Annotated in this window: 17 protein-coding genes; all 17 read right to left on the bottom strand. The window is 49.2% G+C overall.

Going from position 1 to position 19,799, the window contains the following annotated elements; translation table 11 throughout:
* Nucleotides 1-131: 131 nt before the first annotated feature.
* Entirely contained in the window at nt 132-1,529 is a 1,398-nt protein-coding gene (gene lpdA / locus NR121_RS05840; RefSeq protein ID WP_256830893.1) for a dihydrolipoyl dehydrogenase, read from the bottom strand.
* Nucleotides 1,530-1,910: 381 nt separating this feature from the next.
* Nucleotides 1,911-3,077 carry a dihydrolipoamide acetyltransferase family protein gene (locus NR121_RS05835; RefSeq protein ID WP_256830892.1) on the bottom strand — a complete coding sequence of 389 codons (1,167 nt, stop codon included), beginning with the start codon at nt 3,075-3,077 and terminating at the stop codon, nt 1,911-1,913.
* A gap of 41 nt (nt 3,078-3,118) precedes the next feature.
* A complete protein-coding gene (locus NR121_RS05830; RefSeq protein ID WP_062409757.1) occupies nt 3,119-4,093 on the bottom strand; it encodes an alpha-ketoacid dehydrogenase subunit beta in 975 nt (324 codons plus the stop codon).
* Between the two features lie 13 nt (nt 4,094-4,106).
* A complete protein-coding gene (locus tag NR121_RS05825; RefSeq protein ID WP_062409758.1) occupies nt 4,107-5,054 on the bottom strand; it encodes a thiamine pyrophosphate-dependent dehydrogenase E1 component subunit alpha in 948 nt (315 codons plus the stop codon).
* 33 nt (nt 5,055-5,087) lie between these two features.
* Complete coding sequence (locus tag NR121_RS05820) at nt 5,088-5,849, bottom strand: SDR family NAD(P)-dependent oxidoreductase (RefSeq protein ID WP_054817535.1); 762 nt, start codon at nt 5,847-5,849, stop codon at nt 5,088-5,090.
* A gap of 26 nt (nt 5,850-5,875) precedes the next feature.
* Entirely contained in the window at nt 5,876-7,396 is a 1,521-nt protein-coding gene (locus NR121_RS05815) for a sugar ABC transporter ATP-binding protein (protein WP_256830890.1), read from the bottom strand.
* Between the two features lie 42 nt (nt 7,397-7,438).
* Nucleotides 7,439-8,569 (bottom strand): TMAO reductase system protein TorT, encoded by a 1,131-nt coding sequence (locus NR121_RS05810; protein ID WP_054817532.1) that lies wholly within the window; start codon nt 8,567-8,569, stop codon nt 7,439-7,441.
* Between the two features lie 23 nt (nt 8,570-8,592).
* Nucleotides 8,593-9,576 (bottom strand): ABC transporter permease, encoded by a 984-nt coding sequence (locus NR121_RS05805; protein ID WP_256830889.1) that lies wholly within the window; start codon nt 9,574-9,576, stop codon nt 8,593-8,595.
* A gap of 15 nt (nt 9,577-9,591) precedes the next feature.
* Nucleotides 9,592-10,488 (bottom strand): NAD(P)-dependent oxidoreductase, encoded by an 897-nt coding sequence (locus tag NR121_RS05800; RefSeq protein ID WP_256830887.1) that lies wholly within the window; start codon nt 10,486-10,488, stop codon nt 9,592-9,594.
* Between the two features lie 76 nt (nt 10,489-10,564).
* Nucleotides 10,565-11,032 (bottom strand): cupin domain-containing protein, encoded by a 468-nt coding sequence (locus NR121_RS05795; protein ID WP_054817529.1) that lies wholly within the window; start codon nt 11,030-11,032, stop codon nt 10,565-10,567.
* A 189-nt stretch (nt 11,033-11,221) separates the two neighbouring features.
* Nucleotides 11,222-12,022, bottom strand: coding sequence for an IclR family transcriptional regulator (locus tag NR121_RS05790; RefSeq protein WP_062409763.1), 801 nt, complete (start codon nt 12,020-12,022; stop codon nt 11,222-11,224).
* Nucleotides 12,023-12,241: 219 nt separating this feature from the next.
* A complete protein-coding gene (locus NR121_RS05785; RefSeq protein ID WP_137670369.1) occupies nt 12,242-13,516 on the bottom strand; it encodes a molybdopterin molybdotransferase MoeA in 1,275 nt (424 codons plus the stop codon).
* Nucleotides 13,517-13,523: 7 nt separating this feature from the next.
* Complete coding sequence (gene moaA, locus NR121_RS05780; protein WP_062409765.1) at nt 13,524-14,546, bottom strand: GTP 3',8-cyclase MoaA; 1,023 nt, start codon at nt 14,544-14,546, stop codon at nt 13,524-13,526.
* 17 nt (nt 14,547-14,563) lie between these two features.
* Complete coding sequence (locus tag NR121_RS05775; RefSeq protein ID WP_171005910.1) at nt 14,564-15,607, bottom strand: XdhC family protein; 1,044 nt, start codon at nt 15,605-15,607, stop codon at nt 14,564-14,566.
* Between the two features lie 58 nt (nt 15,608-15,665).
* A complete protein-coding gene (locus tag NR121_RS05770; protein WP_062409767.1) occupies nt 15,666-16,784 on the bottom strand; it encodes an acyl-CoA dehydrogenase family protein in 1,119 nt (372 codons plus the stop codon).
* Between the two features lie 133 nt (nt 16,785-16,917).
* The gene (locus NR121_RS05765; RefSeq protein WP_062409768.1) at nt 16,918-17,355 is read right to left on the bottom strand and encodes an SRPBCC family protein; all 438 of its coding nucleotides are present in this window, start codon (nt 17,353-17,355) and stop codon (nt 16,918-16,920) included.
* Between the two features lie 72 nt (nt 17,356-17,427).
* A complete protein-coding gene (locus NR121_RS05760) occupies nt 17,428-19,797 on the bottom strand; it encodes a xanthine dehydrogenase family protein molybdopterin-binding subunit (protein WP_062409769.1) in 2,370 nt (789 codons plus the stop codon).
* Nucleotides 19,798-19,799 lie beyond the last annotated feature (2 nt).

Raw genomic sequence — 19,799 nt, 5'->3', positions numbered from 1 at the left:
TTTTTTTCGTATGTTCAATCTACACCCTGCCGTTTCGGGATCCTATCGAAATCTTCTTAACATACGACGCGTCGAGGCACCGTTTCCGGGCACCTCGACGCGTCGTATTTCATCTTTACTTTTGAGCTATATTACATCGAATGAATTCCTAACCCCAGCGCATTTTCGGCTGCCTCCATGATCATTTCCCCAAGCGTTGGATGAGCATGAATCGTTAAAGCCACATCTTCAAGCGTCGCTCCCATTTCAATAGCCAATCCCACCTCGGCTATCAAATTTGATGCTTCAGGACCTACAATTTGAGCGCCGATCACTACGCCCTCCTTCTTATCGGCAATCAGGGTCACCGATCCTTCCGCTGCATGCAGGGACAAGGCTCTGCCGTTGGCTGCATAAAAAAATTTCCCTACCCTGGTTTCAATCCCTTGGTCGTTGGCTTCTTTTTCCAATACGCCCACCACAGCGATTTCAGGATCCGAGAACACAACCGCAGGAATACAACGGTAATCGACCACACTTCCCCTGCCGGCAATCACTTCCGCTGCTGCCTTTCCTTCATAAGAAGCTTTGTGTGCCAAAGCAGGGCCGGGAACAATATCGCCTATGGCATAAATATGGGATACGTTTGTTCTGCACTGGCGATCCACAGCGATCAATTTTTTGTCATTTACTTGTATGCCCGCCGCTTCCAAACCTAATTGATCCGTGTTGGGCTTGCGTCCAACCGTAACCAATACATAATCGGCTGTGAGTTGTTTTTCCTCCCCCGCTGCTTCAAAAGTGACGGTGACCTCATGATTCTTTTCCGAGCAATGTTTAGCAAACGCCTTGGTATATACATCCACGTTCGCCTTTTTCAAATTTCGGTTCACTGTGCTTACTAAACGTTTGTCAAAGCCGGGCAGGATGGAGGCTCCGCCCTCAAGAATGGTAACCTTTGTGCCGAATTTGGCAAAAGCTTGACCCAGTTCAATTCCTATGTATCCGCCGCCGACCACGGCCAGCCGTTTAGGCACTTCTTCCAAATTCAATGCAGCTGTTGATGAAAGAACTCTTTGACTGAACGGCAAATCGGGCAGCTCCATCGGCCGGGAGCCCGCTGCAAGAATACAATGCTGAAAATGGTAATGGTCGGAGCCGTTTGCATGGGTAACGACAATTTCGTTCTTGCTGACGAAGCGGGCTTCGCCTTGGATGACTTCAATCTGATGTCCTTTCAGTAAACTGCTTACGCCGCCGGTCAGTCTGTCAATCACGCTCCGCTTCCACTTCTGCACTTTGGCATAATTTAGTTTGACATGATCGGCATCGATTTCAATGCCCATTTCCTGATAGCGTGACACATTTTGATAGGCTTCAGCCGCCGAGATTAGCGCTTTGGAAGGAATACAGCCTACGTTCAGGCAGACTCCCCCCAGATTCTCTTTCTCAATCACCGTCACTTTTTTACCTAATTGGGCCGCGCGGATGGCTGCCGTATATCCTCCGGGACCCGCACCGATCACCACGACATCAAGCTCAAGAGCCATCTTTCACTCCTCCGTTCCTATTTAAATATTTTTCCAATTTTTGAAATAAAATAGAAGACAGCACAGATACAACCAACCCGTTCCCGATAATGTTGCCTGCCATAGGATGGAGCTGCCTGCAGCATCATAAATATCCCGAGAGAGCTCTGTTTTTTGTACCAGTGCCATCGATTGAATGCTGACCACGATATGGGTTAACATAATCGAACCTGTTGAAGCGAAGCCGCACCAACCATGAAGAAGGTATTGCTCAAAAAAACGGAAGTGTCCGATGCATTGAGGTTAAACAAATGCGCAATGGATAACACCCCTTTAATCCGCAAATGGCCAGAAACCAGGCAAGTCTTTAACTGCCTGGTTTCATCCTATGCCGTATGGTGGTTACAACATCAATCCCGGGGTCTCCAGATAGTCGGCAATCGATTTCAGCAGCTGCGCAGCCGGGGCTCCATCTGCGGCCTGATGGTCCCAAGTCAGTGATAACGATAGAATAGAACGGATCTCGATCCGGTCTTCTACTACCCAAGGACGCTTCAGGATTCTTCCCAGGCCCAAAATGCCGGTTTGGCCGGGATACAATATAGGAGTAAACGTATCGACTCCACTCGCTCCCAGATTGGTGATCGTAAAATTGCCGTTCTCCACATCGCGGGACTCGAGTTTCGAGTTTCTGGCTTTCGTCACGATATCGTTCAGCTCCCTGGCGACCGCTGCCAGCGATTTGCTTTGTACATCCTTGATGATCGGCACCACGAGCCCTTTGTCGGTAGCCACAGCCACATTCAAATCGACGCTTGGGGGGATGACGATCTTCCCGTTCTCCAGCTTCCCGTTGAAGCGCCGATGTATCTGCAGCGCTTTGGCCACAGCCAAAATGATGAATGCTGTAAAAGTGATCTTATCCTTTTGGACCTTTTTTACCGATTCCAGCAGAGCCACGGCATCGGTAACATCGACATCCCTGGTCATCGTAAGCTGCGCCGTCGACTGAAGACTGTGCAGCATTCGTTCTCCGCTGATCGCTTCAATGCGGTTCAACTGATAAATTTCCATGTTCTGCGGCTGCGGCGGGCTGTGATCCTCTGCCTGCGGTTGTTGAATCTCTTCACGGTCCTCAACAACCGTATTCGCCGCTTCTGCATAATTTTGTATATCCTGATGGACAATGCGCCCGTTGGGACCTGTCCCCTTCACCTTGGATATATCTACCCCCAAGGTATGGGCCAGCCTGCGGGCCGATGGGGATATTTTGATGAAGGAATTATTCGGTTGGACATCTTTCCGCTCTTCTTGCTGAGGCGCGTCCGCCTTCGCCGCTGCGGCTCCAATCTCCGCAATCACAGCGCCTACAGGCACATCATCGTCTTCTTTAAAAAATTGTTTGATCAAAATGCCCTTTTCGGGGGCTTCAATCTCCATATTCACTTTATCGGTGGACACTTCCGCTATCACTTCATTGGCTTCCACGGGATCCCCTTCCGCTTTAAACCATCGGGTAAGGACGGCACTATCCATATTTGCGCCGAGTTTGGGTAAGATGATTTGCATGGAAATCCCTCCTTTCACATCGCTTTGTCCATGGCCTTCGCTTAAACAAGGGACAAGACCGCATTCTCAATTTTTTCGGGAGACGGAAGTGCAGCATCCTCGAGCGGCTTGCTGTGAGGAATCGGAACATTCTCCGTCCCTATTAATTTCGGTGGGGCATCCAAATAATCAAACACCTGCTCCATTACTTCATAGATGATGGATGTTCCGATCGAGCCCCATTTGTGCGATTCTTCCACAACGATAAGCCGTCCCGTTTTCTGAACCGATTGCTTCACGGTTTCCAAATCAAACGGTACCAGCGTACGGGGATCGATAATTTCGCAGGAGATTCCTCTTTCCTGCAACCGATGGGCGGCCTCTTTGGCAAGCTGTACCATCCTTGATACCGCTACAATGGTCACATCGCTGCCACTTTGGATCACGTTGGCTTTGCCGAATGGAATCGGATCCCCGCCCACTTCTACCTCATCCCTTATTCCGTAAAGCAATTTATGTTCGAGAAAGATGACCGGTTTGTTGTTGCGCACTGCGGTTTTAAATAACCCGTAAGCGTCATTGGGGCTGGATGGAAGCACGACCTCTATACCGGGCATATTACAAAATAACGATTCAAAGCTTTGCGAGTGCTGCGCACCGTTGCCTCTTCCCGCGCCCTGCTGACCGCGAAACACGACCGGAACCGGAAACTGGCCGCCCGACATATATGTCAATTTGTTCGCCTGATTAATCAGCTGATCCATGGCAACCGCACAAAAATCCATATATAAAATCTCCACAACCGGCCTTAACCCGGTCAGCGCGGCTCCGATCGCCATTCCGAAAAATCCCGTTTCCGAGATGGGGGTATCCAATACCCGGTCTGATCCAAACTGTTCCCACAGCCCCTTCGTAACTTGGAAGGCACCTCCCGGTTTGCCGATATCCTCCCCGAACAAAACGATCCGGTCATCACGTTCCATTTCTTCCTTGATCGCCAAATTGAGCGCTTGAGTATAGGTCATCTTCTGAGCCATATGTATTTTCCTCCTATTCTGCGTAATATAACCCGTCAAATAAATGCTTCGGATCCGGCCAAGGGCTTTCTTTGGCAAATTTGACCGCATCTTCGATTTCCTGTTCTATGGACGCATCCAGCTTTTTCACATCGACCTGCAGTTGGGACAGCTTCTCCGCTGCCGTCTTCAGCGCATCTCTGGCCGCCCAGGACGCAACTTCTTCCCTGCTGCGATAAACTTCCTGATCCCCGCACATATGGCCGACAAGCCTATACGTTTTCATTTCCAGAAATATCGGACCTTTTCCGGCACGAATGTCTTCAATCGCTCTTTTGGCCACTTCGTAGACTTCCTCTACATTGTAGGCATCGACCATATGGGCGGGAATTTTATACGCCTCCGCGCGTTCGGCCATATGCTCGACCGGTACGATTTCTTCAATCGGAGTCATTTCCGAATACAGGTTGTTCTCACAAACAAATAATACGGGAAGCTTATATACGGCGGCCAAATTCAACGCCTCATGAAACGCACCCTGGTTCGTCGCTCCATCGCCGAAGATCGTCACCGTCACATAATCTTCTTTGAGATATTTGGCACTGTACGCCGCACCAACGGCGTGAGGAAGTCCTGCGGCCACAATCGCATTCGCTCCAAGCACGCCCCGGCTTACGTCAGTAAAGTGCATCGAGCCTCCGCGTCCTTTATTGATCCCGGTCTCCCTTCCCAGCATTTCTGCCATCAGCAGTTTCACCGGTGTTTTTCTTGCAATGACATGTCCATGTCCGCGGTATGTCGTGGTCATTTTATCCTGCGGCGCCATCGCTAAACCAACGCCTGCAGCTACCGCCTCTTGACCGATCGACAAGTGAATGGAACCTCTGATGAAATTCTCGGCGAATAATACGCTTAACGTCTCTTCGAATCTTCTGATGGTCTTCATTATGGTATAAGCTTCTGTCAGCAAATCTTTATCCATGGGAACCTCCTGTTAAGTTTGATAAAATGGGGGCTACACGATCAGTTGGCCCCCATTGACATCGAGACATACACCTGTGATGTGGATAGCCTCTTCACTGGTTAAAAATACAATGGCCTGAGCAATTTCTTCTGGAGAAGCCAACGTTCCACGGGGAATCTCTTTCCCCCACAGGTCCATGACCTCTTCTCCTCTTACGGCGATAGCGCGATCCGTCTTCGTTGTGCCTGGAGCTACGGCATTCACCCGGATCCCATAGGGTCCCAGTTCCGCTGCGAGAACTTTTGTCATGGATTCAACCGCAGCCTTGGCGCAGGAATAATGAATCGGCGTGTTTTTCAGGGCGGTGCGGGCTGCTATGGAGCTCACGTTAACGAACGAACCCTTTCTTGAATACATCATCCGCTTGGCGAACTCCCTGGAGCTGTAGAATATACTGTGCATATTGAGCCGAATGACTTTATCCCATTCCTCATCGGTTAAATGGATCGTGGGTGTATAGCCCGTAAACCCGCCTGTACAATGGATAACGGCGTATAAATCCGTGCTATCCCCTGCAATTTCGGCGAACCTGCGAACCTGCTCCGGTTTGGTCGCATCGGTTTTAACATACGTGATCCGTCCGCCCCGTTCTTTGATCTCCCGGCATAGCTTCATGCTCTTTTCTTCGTTAATATCCGCCAAATAAATGTCAGCCTGCTGTTGTGCATATAGAAAGGCGCACGACTTTCCAATTCCTTCTGCGCCTCCCAAAATAGCAACTGCTTTGTTCCGGAAACATGTATAATGCGCCAAATAAATTCATTTCCTCTCTCTTAACGTTAATTTAACGTTAATTCCATGCGAGAAGCCTCTTCCTGACGACTTACCATATAATTCAAAATTTGGAATTCTGAAATTTCATCTCCTTCCAGATTCGCCTTCAGCTCTCCTTGATGCATGACAAGCACTCTGTGGGATATCCCCACAATCTCCGGAACATCCGAGGAAATCACGATAATGGATTGGCCGTTTCTGGAAAGATCGGCAATCAGATCATATATTTCAGATCTGGCTCCTACATCAACCCCTAGTGTCGGCTCGACAAAAATCAAAATTTTGGCTTGAGCAAACACCCCTCTGGCAATCAGGACTTTTTGACGGTTCCCTCCGCTTAACGTATCCACATGATAATCCACATTCACGGCGCGTACCTTCAATCTTCCCGCAAGCTCCTCAACGTCTTCGGTTTCCTTTTTCCGGTTGATCCTCACGCCGTTGGAATAGTTCCGAATTGCAGGCAGGCTGACATTTTCACAAATCGATTTGGATAAATACAGAGCTTCATTCCGGTTGTCGGGAATCAAAAATATGCCTTTATCAATGGCGGCTTTCGTATTGTGAACACGGGTTTCCTCGCCGTTTATTTTAATCAACCCTCTATCCGGCTCCATTCGTCCGAACAATGCCTGGGCCAGCTCGGTTTTCCCGCATCCCATCAATCCGGCGATGCCAAGGATTTCTCCCTCATGCAGTTGAAAACCGACATCTGAAAAATGCGGTAACAAGGATAGCCCTTTCACTTCGTAAACGACCTTGCTGCCTTTCCTCACTTCCTTGGCAGGGTAAATATCCCCGATTTCTTTGCCGACCATCCAATGAACGATTTGTTTTTCGTTGATTCCTTCCGCAGGTGTCGTCGTGACTTTCCTGCCGTCTTTAAGAACGGTGATGCGGTCGCTGATGCTTAATGCTTCCTTCAAATGATGCGAAACGAAAACAATTCCCGCGCCCTGATCCTTGAATTTTTGTACGACCTGAAACAATTTTTCCCGTTCATGCGGGGTTAGTGCGGTAGCCGGTTCATCCAAAATAAGAACCCGTGCGTTATTCAGAAAGGCCCGCGCCAGCTGGACCAGCTGTCTTGTGGCAATATTGAGATGCTTAACCGGAATGTCGGGATGAACGGTGTCCAGACCTACCTGCTTCAGCAAATCCGCCGATCGTTCAATCATGAGGGATTTATTGATTTTCCCCATATGGCTTGGAATCTGGCCCATGAAAATATTCTCTGCGACGGAGAGTTCGTGGAACAGCGCCTCTTCCTGAAACGCTGTACTGATCCCCGACCGGATGGCATCCAACGGACTGTCAAAATGGACCTCCTCATTTTGAACAAATATTTTACCGTAATTTGGGGTGATAATCCCGGCTATGACTTTGATCAATGTAGATTTGCCTGCACCGTTTTCCCCGAGAAGGGTATGGACTTCTCCCGATTGAACATCAAATGATACATCGTCCAAAGCCAGAACCCCGGGATATTGCTTCGTGATTTGTTCCACTCTTAATACTTCAGCCATTTCCCGCCCTCCTCCGTGAGAATCCATATGCTGCTTCCGGTTTTATTGAGCGACCGAAGGTTTGTAATGATCAGGCGCCAAATACTTGTTCACATCAAAACGATCGATATTCTCCTTTGTGATCGTTTCCACAGGAACTCCGATCCGTTTCGGGAGATTTCTCTCGCCGTTCAAATAGCGCACCATTATGTTGACCAGCATTCTCCCCTGCTCCACAGCCTGATAAGGCAGGGACATCGTAATTTCGCCATTTTTAATGAGCATCTGCGTATCCTTACCGATTCCCGACATGGTCACCACTTTGATTTGGCCTGTCTTTCCTACCGCTTTAATCGCATCCGCCACCCCTGCCGCAATCAGATCGGCCCCCGCATAAAAGGCATCGATATCGGGGTTCGCCTGCAGCGCATCCTGGGCGGCGTTGAGTCCCTCGGCCCTGTCGTTTTTACCGTAATGTTTACCTACAATCTCGATATCCGGATGGTTTTTTTGCATGTATTCTATAAATCCCTTTTCTCTGCCGAGCGCCCAGGAAGAGCCCGCTACCCCGGACAGCATATATACTTTACCTTTACCGTTCATTTCCTTGCCCAGGTATTCAGCCGTCATTGCGCCCAGCATTTCTTGCGTCGCCTGAATATCCGTAACAATTTTGTCGGTATTGATTCCTACGGCAAAATTGACGACAGGGACTTTTGCTCTTTCAGCCACCTCTACCGCAGTCACCAATGCATCAGGATTGGCAGGCCCTAGCAGCAGGCCGTCGATACCGCGAGAGAGTAAATCTTCCACTTGCGCAATTTGCTCTATGTGCTTATGATAACCGCCTGCGGCCGTAACGTAAGGCTTGGGCAAGCCCAGCTTTTCCAACTGCTGCTCTATCCCATATTGGAAGCCAACCCAAAGCGGATCGGATAGATAGACAAGCGATGCTCCGATTTGATATTTCTCTTTAGGCACGGGGTCCGGCTGCTGCAGATACCATTTCAGAGCCTCTTCCGGTTCAAGATCGACTACACTGGGTTCATTGGATGCCGTGCCGGCGGGCGTAGTGGCGGGAGCCGAACCTCCCTCGGCGGTTTCGCCGCCTTGGCTGCAACCCGCTGCTATAGCAGTCAGCGCAAAAACAATGGCCATTAGCAATAAGGTCTTCTTCTTGTTCTGTCCGATCATTCTCCGTTCCCCCTTAGCCCGGTTTATGTTTGGTGACGTTTTTTCCTTCTGCGAATTTGATCGAGGCTGACTGCCAATACCAAAACGACGCCGAGTGCAATGTCCTGTACATAAGAAGAAATACCGATCAAGTTCATGACATTATTTAAAAGAGCCAGCAAAAGGACGCCGAAGGCAACGTTGATGATGCTTCCCGCTCCCCCCGATAGTGACACCGCGCCGATCGCTACAGCAGCGATGGCCTCCAGCTCCAGTCCCTCGGCAATCGTCGGCTGCCCGGAATTTACCCTTGATGCAAGCAGAATTCCGCCGATTGCCGCAGCCAATCCGCTGATGACGAAAACCGAAATATCAATTTTGCGAACATTGATTCCGGTAAGCTTCGCCGCCTCTTCATTACCGCCCTTGGCATAAATGTGCCGGCCAAACACGGTTTGGGTTAAAACATAATACGAAACGGCAAGCAAAACGCAAACAATCAGCACGACTTGCGGAATGGGGCCAATAAAGCTGACAACGATTTCTCTGAAAGCAGGAGGAAGCCCGGTAACCGGCTCTCCGTTCGTAATGAGAAGACCAAGTCCTCTAAGAATCGTCATCATGCCCAAGGTGACGATCAGAGAGGGAACCATGGAATAAGCAACCAATAGTCCATTGATCAAGCCGATGACTACCCCGAGCAGCAGACCGGCAAGGATGCCAAACGCTATTCCGTATTGATTTATCGTCATCGCGGTGACCACACCGACAATAGCCGCATTGGCAGCTACGGACAGATCAAAATTTCTGGTCAGCATGACAAAGGTTTGCCCAAAAGCCAAAATAGCCAGAAAGGAAGCCTGAATCAACAGGTTTTGAAAATTGAACAAAGTGAAAAATCGGGGTTGAATGATCGTCGTCAACAGCGCTACCACAACAATAATCAAGGGCAGCATAAGGTTAGGCGTGACCTTCATAGCGGACTTTGTCTTTTTCGGTAGTTTGGTTGGTTCTATCGTATTGTTCATAGGCTCCCCCTCTTTTTACATTTTCAGAACCTTTTCAATGAAATAAGGAACGATCGCCCCCCAATCCCGGTCGCCCCAACCGTCCGCAACCGCTGTCGTATAGGAAAGAAACGTTATACTGGCGGCCGGAGTCGGAACTCCATAGAATTGACCGGCCGATATCATATTGGCCAGATCCTTTTTGACCCCCTTGATATCGAAGGATACTTCTTCCGTCGCTTGAAGTATCGCCGGAATCTTAACGGGAAGGACCTTGATTCCCGCAGGACTTTCCGCAATGAACTCGAGCATGGATTTCAAATCAATACCCGCCTTTACGCCTATGGCCAAGGCCTCCGATAAGGCGTAGGAGTATATATTCATCGGCATATTCAAAACGAGCTTCATTACCATGCCTGTTCCCGCAGGGCCGATATGTTTCATGCTTTTACAAAAAGTCCCCAAAACAGGCTTCGCCCGGGAAATGCTCTCTTCATCTCCGCCCATCAAAGCAATCAGGCTGCCTTCGCGGGCATGCACCACTGTTCCTGATACCGGCGAATCGATCAAACTCCCGCCTTTTTGGCAGATCATTTCCGCTAATTCACGGATGGTGGCCGGATGAACCGTGCTCATTTCAATAAAGAGCTTACCGTTAAGGCCGCCTTGCAGCAGGCCGGCTTCGCTTATATACATCTCTTTAACCGCTTGATCATCTGCAACCAACGAAAATAAGATTTCGCAATTTTCAGTTAATTCTAGCGGAGTTTCCGCCCACTTCGCACCTTGATCCAACAAATCTTGGGCCTTGGACTTGGTCCTGTTCCAGACGGTCAGATCAACGCCTGCCTGCAATAATCTTTGTGCCATAGCAAAGCCCATTCTACCCAGTCCTGCGAAACCGATTTTCATGTTATCCCTCTTTTGTTTCATAAATTGAAACACTTATGCAGGCCGGTTTAAAAATGGGTTACCCGCCAATCAGATGACGGGTAACACCCGGTTCATTTTAGTTTTTATAGTTCGTTTCCGTTACGTTAGTGAGATCTTCCTTGGCCACAAAAGCGGCTCCCTCGGCATTTGCGCTCGTATTCAATACCAGCAGGCGCCCGGTTCCCCCGCCGACATTATTAAAGCCTCTTAATACCCCTGGCGGAACCGAAATCACGTCCAATGGACCTAATGTTGCTCTCTCTTCGCCGTTAGGACCCCAAAAGAATTCCCATAGTCCATCGAGAGGCATAAAAATTTCTTCGACTTCATGGTCATGCAATCTGGCTTGGGGACCAGGTCCCGCTTCAATAATGCCCAACGAAATTGCGCTGTCCATCAGCACCGGCGGAATGGTGGTTTCCGTAGCCGCCAATGTGCCGATATATCTGTAAGTCGCTTTCTTAAAATCCGGAAATGCATCCCAATTGGCTTTTACATCCTGTCTGCGAATTACACGTTTGTGAACATCCTTTAGATTACTCATTGGTATTCCTCCTCAAAAAATTTTTTTATGTGGAAAATCAAAATTGATTTTCACTACCTCTGTCGTTTTTTTAATATAAAATGATGGCCGCAAACGCTTTCAGAAAGCGCAGGAGAAGCAGCCTGATCCACTTGATCATCCCGGACTGCAAAGATATTGAACGGATGTTGGGGCTTGCCGGGTTGAATTTCACCTCTGATAAACCTGATAATCACCTCCTTCAAAATCATAATAGCCTAAAGATTGCGAGGCTTGTTTGGCAATCATACAAACCTTCTGGATATACTCGTCTTTATGATGTCTGTATCGTTCGACCGGCATCGTCACGGAGTAGGCTGCTATCGGTTTTTTATTCGCTCCAAAAACCGGAGCTGCGATGCAGCAGATCCCTTTCATAAAATCTTCATCGTCCAAACAATAGCCACGCTTTTTGATTTCAGCCAACTCCGTTTTTAATTCATCCAGGTTGGATGGGGTCGATTCCGTTAATTGCTCGAACGGATTGTCTTTAAAATAATTCACGATTTTGGATTCAGGCCAAAACGCAATGACCGATTTAGGCAGAGCACGGGCATGGGGATATTCCTTATACCCGATATAAAGCGTTTTCACTTTTACGGCTTGAGGACAATCGATAATGCCCGTAAGAATCACGGAATCATCAATCTCTTTGCCTAAATAGGCCGTTTCCTGCGTAATGTTGGAAAGCTCCTGCAAATACATGTTCAGTGTGGCATCAGGGGTCATCGATTGCAAAAAAGCATTGTTTAAAAACGGGATCTGATAACCTACCGAGTAGACATCATCCTTGGTTTTGATGACATACCCGTAATCGAGCAGCGTATTGATTAAATGGTAAGTCGTGCTTAAGTTTAAGCGGAGGTCAATACTGATTTCCTTGATGAGCAATCCTCTCGGGTTTTTCCCGAGCAGATTTAAAATTTGAAGTGCCTTGGAAACCGACCTTATCCTAGTTTTCTCCTTTTCCATAGCATCACCCTAATGAAAATATAACAGTGAATATCGTTTAATTCAATGAAAATAAATTCATAATATGAAATATTTCAATAATTCAAAAATATCTGATCATATACGACAAAAAAACCCCTGAAGTTTCAAGGATTTTCGAGTAAAAACGCTAATTTGCATCAAATCAACAGGCTTATTTTATAAGCATTGGGGCTGCACTAAAAAAAGCAAATCGATTGATCAGGGGCAAACGCTTTCCCCCAGCGTTCCTATCAGATCCATTTCAACCCGTTCGCCGGCGGCATACCCTTTTTCCCCGGGCACTCTAACCAGGCAATTGCTTTCCAGAAAGCTGGACAGGATACCGGAAGCCTGCTTGCGGGCAATCTTCACCCGCAATTCACCCGAGGAAGAAATATAAGCGAACCCGCGTAAAAAACGGGTATGAGGCATCGGCATCATGGCAATCGGTTCGTCGCATATCCCGGTTAACCGTTGAGGCAGCGGATTCCTCCGCCCGCACATCCTGCGAATCGCCGGCAACAAATAAAGCCAAGCGTTTACGTAAGACGAGGCCGGATTTCCCGCTAAGGCAAAAATGGGCTTATCCTGCCAGGTTCCAAACAGCGCAGGCATCCCTGGACGGATTAATGTTTTCCAGAACACCACTTTTGCGCCGATTTTCTCAAATGTATTTCCGAGGAAATCATAGTCCCCCATAGAAACGCCTCCGCTGGTGACCAGAACATCCACCTGCTGAAGCGCTTCGGTTATGCGTTTTTCCAGCTCTTCCGGGTGATCCTGCACAATCCCTAAATAAACCGGGTCGCCTCCGGCCGCTCTCACCTGTCCTGCCAGCATGACACCGTTGCTGTCACGGTGTTTCCCGGGGGAGATCTGTTGATCGACAGGCAGCAGCTCGCTTCCCGTCGAGAGAATCCCGACCTTAGGTTTATCGTAAACCGGAACAACCCCGACTCCAAAAGTGGACAGAAGACCCGCCTCAACAGGTCCGATAAAGGTCCCTTCCGGGAGGATGATTGTGCCCTCCTCTACATCCGCTCCCTTCCTTAGAATCGATTCGCCGGCCGTAACCGAACGGTAAATCCATACGCTTGATCGCCCCTCATCTTCCCCAATCTCCGTCTCCTCCACTTTGACAACCGCATCCGCGCCTTTGGGGATAGGCGCTCCCGTCATAATGCGGCTGGCCATGCCCGGGGCAATCTGCTTCTCCGGTATATGTCCGGCGGGAATTTCTTCAATAGTGTTCAGCTTCACAGGGGTTGAACGGCTGGCCCATTTCACGTCCTCCGCCCTCAGGGCATACCCGTCTACCGTAGAACGGTCATACATCGGGACGTTATGATCGGACAGCACAGGGTCCGCAAGACAATACCCGTACGCTCGGGATAAAGGAATAGAAGCGACCGGAAGGGGACGAACTGTGGCGAGAACAAGACGCTGCGCCTCCTCCAACGGAATGGGCGAAGCATTAGGTATATATAACGCCATATCGGTTTCAGCCTCCAATGTAGGACATCTCGATTTTCTTTTTCTCCGGGTTCTTGGTGTGGAGAAGCCGCTCGTCGGAGTAACGGTCCCGGCGGCTGCCCCATACCCCCATAATCAACCGGCGTATCTCTTCATCCTCCGCTCCGGAATGGATCAGCGAACGCAGATCTGTTCCTTGAGAAGCAAACAGACAGGTGTACAGGAAACCGTCCGCCGACAGGCGAGCCCTTGTACAGGTCGAACAAAAGGAATCGGTTACGGAAGAAATAACGCCGATTTCTTCGTCCGTTCCCTCATAGCGGTAGCGGTCGGCCACTTCCCCCAAATACTCGGAACGCATTCGTTCCAAAGGCATCTCGGCATGAATGCGTTCGATGATTTCTTGCTTGGACACCACATGCTTGAGATTCCAGCCGTTGCTGTTTCCGACATCCATAAACTCAATATAACGTAAAATATGCCCCGTCCCGCGGAAAAATCGGGCCATAGGCACGATATCCTGATCATTGATCCCTCGAATGACGACCATGTTCACTTTGACTTTCATCCCGGCTTTCGATGCGGCATCGATGCCTTCCATTACCGTTCGGACATCGCATCGCCCGCCGTTCATTTGGCCAAACCGGTTCTCGTCTATGCTGTCCAAACTGACATTGATCCGCTGAAGACCTGCATTCTTCAGCTCCTCTGCATATTTTGCCAGCAGTGAACCATTGGTGGTTAAGGTGACGTCATTCACACCTTCGATCGACCGCAGCATCCGGATTAGATTCGGCAGTTCCTTGCGCAGCAGCGGCTCTCCGCCAGTGATGCGGATTTTTTCAACGCCGAGGGATGCGAAGATGCGGGCTAAACGGGCGATTTCCTCAAAACCGAGCAGCTGATCTTTTGGAAGGAACAGATGGTCTGGACCAAACAACTCTTTCGGCATACAATAACGGCAGCGGAAATTGCAGCGATCGGTTACGGAAATCCGCAAATCACGTAGAGGGCGCTTTAATGCGTCTGTCATTTTGCTGTTCTGATCCATCTTCTCTCCCCCTCATGTTACTTTTTATTTTTGATTTTCAACAGCTCGGCCATAATGCTGACACTGATCTCCTCAGGCCCTTCCGCACCGATACTTAAACCTATAGGTGAATGCACCCAATCAGGCAAAGCATCGGGCGCCATGAGGCGCGTGGTTCTCAATCGGGGTCCCAATACCCCCAGATACTGAGGCGGCGATGCAATCAAATCGCGTAAAATCGTTTGGTCCCGCTGGAAGCTGTGCGTCATAATGAGTACATAGCTTGTTTGGGGAATGTTATTTTTTTGCAGATAAGTCTCCGGATGCTCAGGGATCAATTGATCCGCCGTTGGAAAAATTTCTGCGTTACAGCGACTGGTTTTGGGGTCGATAATGGTAACAAAGAAATCCAAATGAGAGGCCAGTCTGGCTATCGGTTCCACATCCGGCCCTGCCCCGAAAATGTATAGCTGCTCTCTGGGTTCGTACAGCTCAAGTAAGAATTCGCCTTCAATGTCTGCTAAACGGATTAATTCAATCTTCCTGCCGCTGATTAAAAACCGCTTTAACTCCGGTATGATCTTCTCCTTCAAGCCTGTTTCCGCGTCCCCAAGGACCGCCCCGTTGTCCGTATAAAATAAATGCACCCTTTGCGCGTCATCGTCACTTACACGTTTTGCGCTTGCAACCTTGCTGCCGTTATTCAGAACCGATTCCACTTCAGGCCATATGGGCTGATGGTGATCAGGAGGGATATATTCCCATTCATTAGGCTCCACATAAACCCTGATGCTCCCGTTGCAGCCGGCTCCCTGCCCCCAGGACAAATCGTCCTCCGACCTTAAGTCATAAATGACTGTCTTGGGCTGCCGATGGTTAATGATCTCACGGGCATGGTAAGCTAAATCTTCTTCCAAACAGCCGGCGCTAATCGTTCCATATTGGCTGTCGTCTTCCCCGATTAACATTTTTGCTCCCGGGTGGCGGTATGTGGAACCATCTACGGCAATGATCGTCGCCATGGCGAATCGTTGTTGTTTCTTTTCTTTCATTTTCTTTAGAATCCGGTAAGAATCATTCATAGCCATTACTCCTCCGACATGAATATATTTTTCATACGCTGCTTTTCTCTTCAACTATTCATTGGATTAGCTCAGAGCCGAGTGTCAACAAGCACTTTCGGGTATTTGGAGGCAATATCCGAGTGGCATATGAATTATTTCTTAAATACATAAAAGGATTGGGAGACTTGATTCCATCCATGCCCAAATGGCGGATAGCGCCTTCCGTTACATCCTGAATCAACGTGTCGGAAGCTGCCTTTGCGCGTCTCAACCAAACGCCGGAATTGCCCTCGGACATGGGTCGGGAATCAATGGATTTATCCAATAATAATTGTGCGCTGTGTGAAAGCACATCGATTTGGCCTAGCCATCTCACGATCTCCATGTCTTCATTTGGTTTGACACAGCGCTGTCTTTCTTTCTCTATAAAAAGCTCTATTCCTAAATCGGCCATGCCGATGTTGATAGCGCATATTCCAAGGGGGAGAATGTCGGGATGGGTTAAACCCGTAATCGCTCCAGGCTGTCCGACCAACTCAGCCGGAGATAATGGATAGGATTTGAAACGGACGCTGTAGGTAGAAGAAGCGACCATGGCATCCAGACCATTGGATTTGATCACTTCAACGGCCGGATGCTTCCCGTTAACCAGGCAAAGCTGTAAAGAGTCCATCGATGGCTGACTCCACTCGGGCTGTGCAAAAACAACATAATAATCAGCCAGACCTGCAAGAGTGCAGAAATCCTTTTGGCCGTTGAGAATCATCGAAGCATGGTTTTGCGATATTCGGGTAGAAAAATCATACCTGTAGTCTCTTCCGTCCTCTGACCGGGCAAGCGCAAACAGGCTTGCATCATCCAGCCATGTTTTCAGGCGGCTCCGAAACGTTTTCTTTCCCAGCTCATACACCATGTACACAGCAACATTATGAACATGAACCGCCAGGGTCAATGCTCCGTCCCCGTAAGCCAATTGCCTTATCACCTGCAGGTAACTTCTCAGATCCAGCCCCAGTCCTCCGAAACGGGAGTCCACCAGCATGCGGTGAAACCCGGCTTGTATGAGCTGCGGCCAAACTTTTAACAGCACCCGTTCCTTATCCGCCTCTTGATCCATATGATTTCGAATGACTTCGGCAAGGTCTTTAGCAGTATCCAATAAGTCTTTCCATACCATAGGTTGCTGTCCCACCATCCTCCCCACCTTCCCCTATTGAAAAATCACACCAAAACCGCTATAAACCACAGACTTGTCTTCCAGCGATTTTGGTGCTCGTGAAATGAAGTTCGAATATTGTCAGCCGTCATGCAGCGTCGCTGCGTGTCATTCAGCTTGCTTCTTTCTTCATCGCGCTAAAAAATTGCCCCATTAATAAACTGGCTACACCCGACATCATCCGCTGTCCGATCCCGGCAATCACTCCCCCGACCGTAGCCTCGCCTTCGCATATGACGTTGGTTCGGTTGTCGGCCACCTGCTCGAGTTTGATCAGCATTTCCTGCTGTACAAATCCTAACGGCCCCTGGCCGTCCATACTCAACCGGAATTGTTCGCCTTCCACCGCATCAAACAGCTTTACCGTCCCTTTGTAACGCCCTTTCACCATCTTGATTCCAACCTCCAGCTCTGCACTGTAAGTATTGTCATCAATGGCTTGCAGTGATTTCAGCCCTGGCATGGTTCGGATCAAAACATCAGGATCCGTAAGCAATTGATATGCCGTAGCCGAATTGGTCGGAAGTTCATAAGTACCGGACACCTTCATTCATTCCACTCTCCTTGAGCATTGTTTATTGAAGAAAAACTTCCCGGGAGAGAACTCCCGAGAATCGTGTCTTTACTTTTGATTTAACGTTCTCCATATCGATTCCGCAGTCAAAGGCAGATTCAGAAGCTTAAACCCCGGACGGTCGATCGCATCTGTGATCGCACTGGCTAAGGTAGCGGGGACCGGTCCCGGAATTCCCTCTCCCTTGCCCTTTGTGCCCAAAGGTGTATAAGGAGTGGGAACGTTGTACTCGATCATTTCAATATCGGGAACATCGGCAGCCGATGGCATATGATACTCCATTAAGGTCGTGGATAAAGGCTGGCCCGTTTCATCGAAGTAATATTTCTCATACCGGGTGTTGCCTATTCCCAAAACTACACCGCCGTGAACTTGCCCGCGAACGATCATGGGATTAATCGGAACTCCGCAATCGTCTACGACGACATAACGTAAAATCTTGTAATCTCCCGTTTCCGGATTCACTTCAACCACCGCACCGTGTACACCAATACTCAGCATCCCGGCAATATCCGCTTCAAAGTAAGCGGTCGCTTCCAAACCGGCTTCCATTCCGGCCGGAAGTTTGGTTGGCCCCAGTATCGCTACATCGGCGATATCCCTAAGCTTTATTCTTTTGCTCGGTTCTTTATTCCAAATGACTTCTCCATTGGCAAAAGTAAAATCTTCCGGTTCGGCGTCTACTCCCAGGATGTGGGCGGCGATTTTTTGGATTTTCGGCTTCAGCTTCCGGCAAGCCAGAACAGCGGCACTAACCGTATAGGACGCTCCCCGGTTCCCCAAGGTTCCCGAAGCGAATGGAGTACCGAACGTATCGCCATAACTGATATATACATCGTCAATCGTAATCCCAAGCTCGTCCGCTACGGCTTGCGCAATGGTCGTTTCATGGCCCTGCCCTTGCGGGGAGTCCCCTTCAAATACCTGAACCATGCCATGAGCATCAATCTTAATGGTAGCCGCCCCATAACCCGGTTGATTTTCCATCGGCACAAAGATTTGCGAGCCCAGACCGGACATTTCACAGCCCATAGCAAAGCCGACACCGATCAAACGCCCGTTCTTTCGCGCTTCTTTTTGCTCCTCTTTCACCCGGTCATAATCGAGGTGTTCGAGAAGCTTTTGGAAAGCGCCTTCATAATCTCCGCTATCATGCGTGATTCCTGTAGCTGTAACATGGGGGAACTGCTTGATGATATTCGTTTCAAACACTTGACGGGGATCCAGTTTCAGCTCCCTCGCTACCAAATGCATCGCATAATCCATTGCAAACCGGCCGGGGAATTCTCCGAACGCCCTGCTGGGTGTAGATGAAGGCTTGTTGGTTACTACGCAAGACAAATCGATATGGACACTTGGAACATCGTAAGCGTTCGTTAAGTACGCCGCACCTAACCATGACATGACAAATCCCAGGTAAACTCCGATTCTGCCATCCCCGACATCGGCAATCATACGGTTTCTAAGGCCGAGAATTTTGCCATCCTTGCGAACGGCAAGCTCCAGATTATGAATTTGGTCACGTTCATGACCGATCGTCATCAGGCTTTCCATTCGGTTTTCGACCCATTTGACAGGTCTTTTCAGCTTTAACGCCAAATAACTGATGAGAAGTTCTTCACGATAGACAGGAGCCTTGGTTCCAAAGGCGCCGCCGACGTCCTTGGGAGCGATGACCCGCACCTTATGATGAGGAATGTTCATGATTTGCGATATCGCCATCCTCAAAATATGCGGCCGTTGTGAATTGACATGAACGGTCAAACCCTCAAATCCGTCATAGGTGGCAAGCGCCCCCCGCGTTTCCATCGGAGCCGCCCCCGTACGATGACCGTAAAACCGTTCGGAAAGGATAAAATCCGCTTCCTCAAAAGCTTTATCCACATCTCCGTTGGCGAGTACGCCATGCCAAAGCACATTATTTTTCCAATCCTCATAGATCTTCGGAGCTTCGGGCTTGAGCGCTTCCTCCGGATTGATAAGAGCAGGCAAAGGTTCATATTCAATCTCGACCAGCTGCGCCGCATCCTCGGCAATATATTTGCTTTCCGCTATCACAGCCACGACCGGATCGCCTACCCATAGGACTTTATCGATCGCCAGCGGATAAACGGTCGGGAGCTGCAGTTCCCCGCCCAAATTTGGGATAATGGATGGAACGAGCATCGGCTTCATGGCTGCGGCCACTTCCGCACCGGTCACAACCGCTACCACACCAGGGTAGTTCTCCGCCTTGCTGATATCGATATGGCGAATTCGCGCATGCGCATGAACACTTCGTACCACATGAAGATATGTTGTTCCGGGTAAGGTGTAATCGGCAATATATTTTCCCTCTCCCACTAATAACCGGGGGTCTTCACGACGACGAATAGGCCGTCCCACCCATTTCGTCTCAGATGCAGTTGTAGTAGTCATAC

The sequence above is a fragment of the Paenibacillus sp. Pae15 genome (genome assembly GCF_024519685.1).
Lineage (GTDB): Bacteria > Bacillota > Bacilli > Paenibacillales > NBRC-103111 > Paenibacillus_G > Paenibacillus_G naphthalenovorans.
Note: the sequence above shows the minus strand (reverse complement) of the source record. Positions and strands in the feature narration are given on the sequence as shown.

Coding starts and splice junctions, on each gene's coding strand:
- lpdA (WP_256830893.1), bottom strand. CDS start 1,529: ATGGCTCTTGAGCTTGATGTCGTGGTGATCGGTGCGGGTCCCGGAGGA.
- NR121_RS05835 (WP_256830892.1), bottom strand. CDS start 3,077: ATGCAAATCATCTTACCCAAACTCGGCGCAAATATGGATAGTGCCGTC.
- NR121_RS05830 (WP_062409757.1), bottom strand. CDS start 4,093: ATGGCTCAGAAGATGACCTATACTCAAGCGCTCAATTTGGCGATCAAG.
- NR121_RS05825 (WP_062409758.1), bottom strand. CDS start 5,054: ATGGATAAAGATTTGCTGACAGAAGCTTATACCATAATGAAGACCATC.
- NR121_RS05815 (WP_256830890.1), bottom strand. CDS start 7,396: ATGGCTGAAGTATTAAGAGTGGAACAAATCACGAAGCAATATCCCGGG.
- NR121_RS05810 (WP_054817532.1), bottom strand. CDS start 8,569: ATGATCGGACAGAACAAGAAGAAGACCTTATTGCTAATGGCCATTGTT.
- NR121_RS05805 (WP_256830889.1), bottom strand. CDS start 9,576: ATGAACAATACGATAGAACCAACCAAACTACCGAAAAAGACAAAGTCC.
- NR121_RS05800 (WP_256830887.1), bottom strand. CDS start 10,488: ATGAAACAAAAGAGGGATAACATGAAAATCGGTTTCGCAGGACTGGGT.
- NR121_RS05795 (WP_054817529.1), bottom strand. CDS start 11,032: ATGAGTAATCTAAAGGATGTTCACAAACGTGTAATTCGCAGACAGGAT.
- NR121_RS05790 (WP_062409763.1), bottom strand. CDS start 12,022: ATGGAAAAGGAGAAAACTAGGATAAGGTCGGTTTCCAAGGCACTTCAA.
- NR121_RS05785 (WP_137670369.1), bottom strand. CDS start 13,516: ATGGCGTTATATATACCTAATGCTTCGCCCATTCCGTTGGAGGAGGCG.
- moaA (WP_062409765.1), bottom strand. CDS start 14,546: ATGGATCAGAACAGCAAAATGACAGACGCATTAAAGCGCCCTCTACGT.
- NR121_RS05775 (WP_171005910.1), bottom strand. CDS start 15,607: ATGAATGATTCTTACCGGATTCTAAAGAAAATGAAAGAAAAGAAACAA.
- NR121_RS05770 (WP_062409767.1), bottom strand. CDS start 16,784: ATGGTGGGACAGCAACCTATGGTATGGAAAGACTTATTGGATACTGCT.
- NR121_RS05765 (WP_062409768.1), bottom strand. CDS start 17,355: ATGAAGGTGTCCGGTACTTATGAACTTCCGACCAATTCGGCTACGGCA.
- NR121_RS05760 (WP_062409769.1), bottom strand. CDS start 19,797: ATGACTACTACAACTGCATCTGAGACGAAATGGGTGGGACGGCCTATT.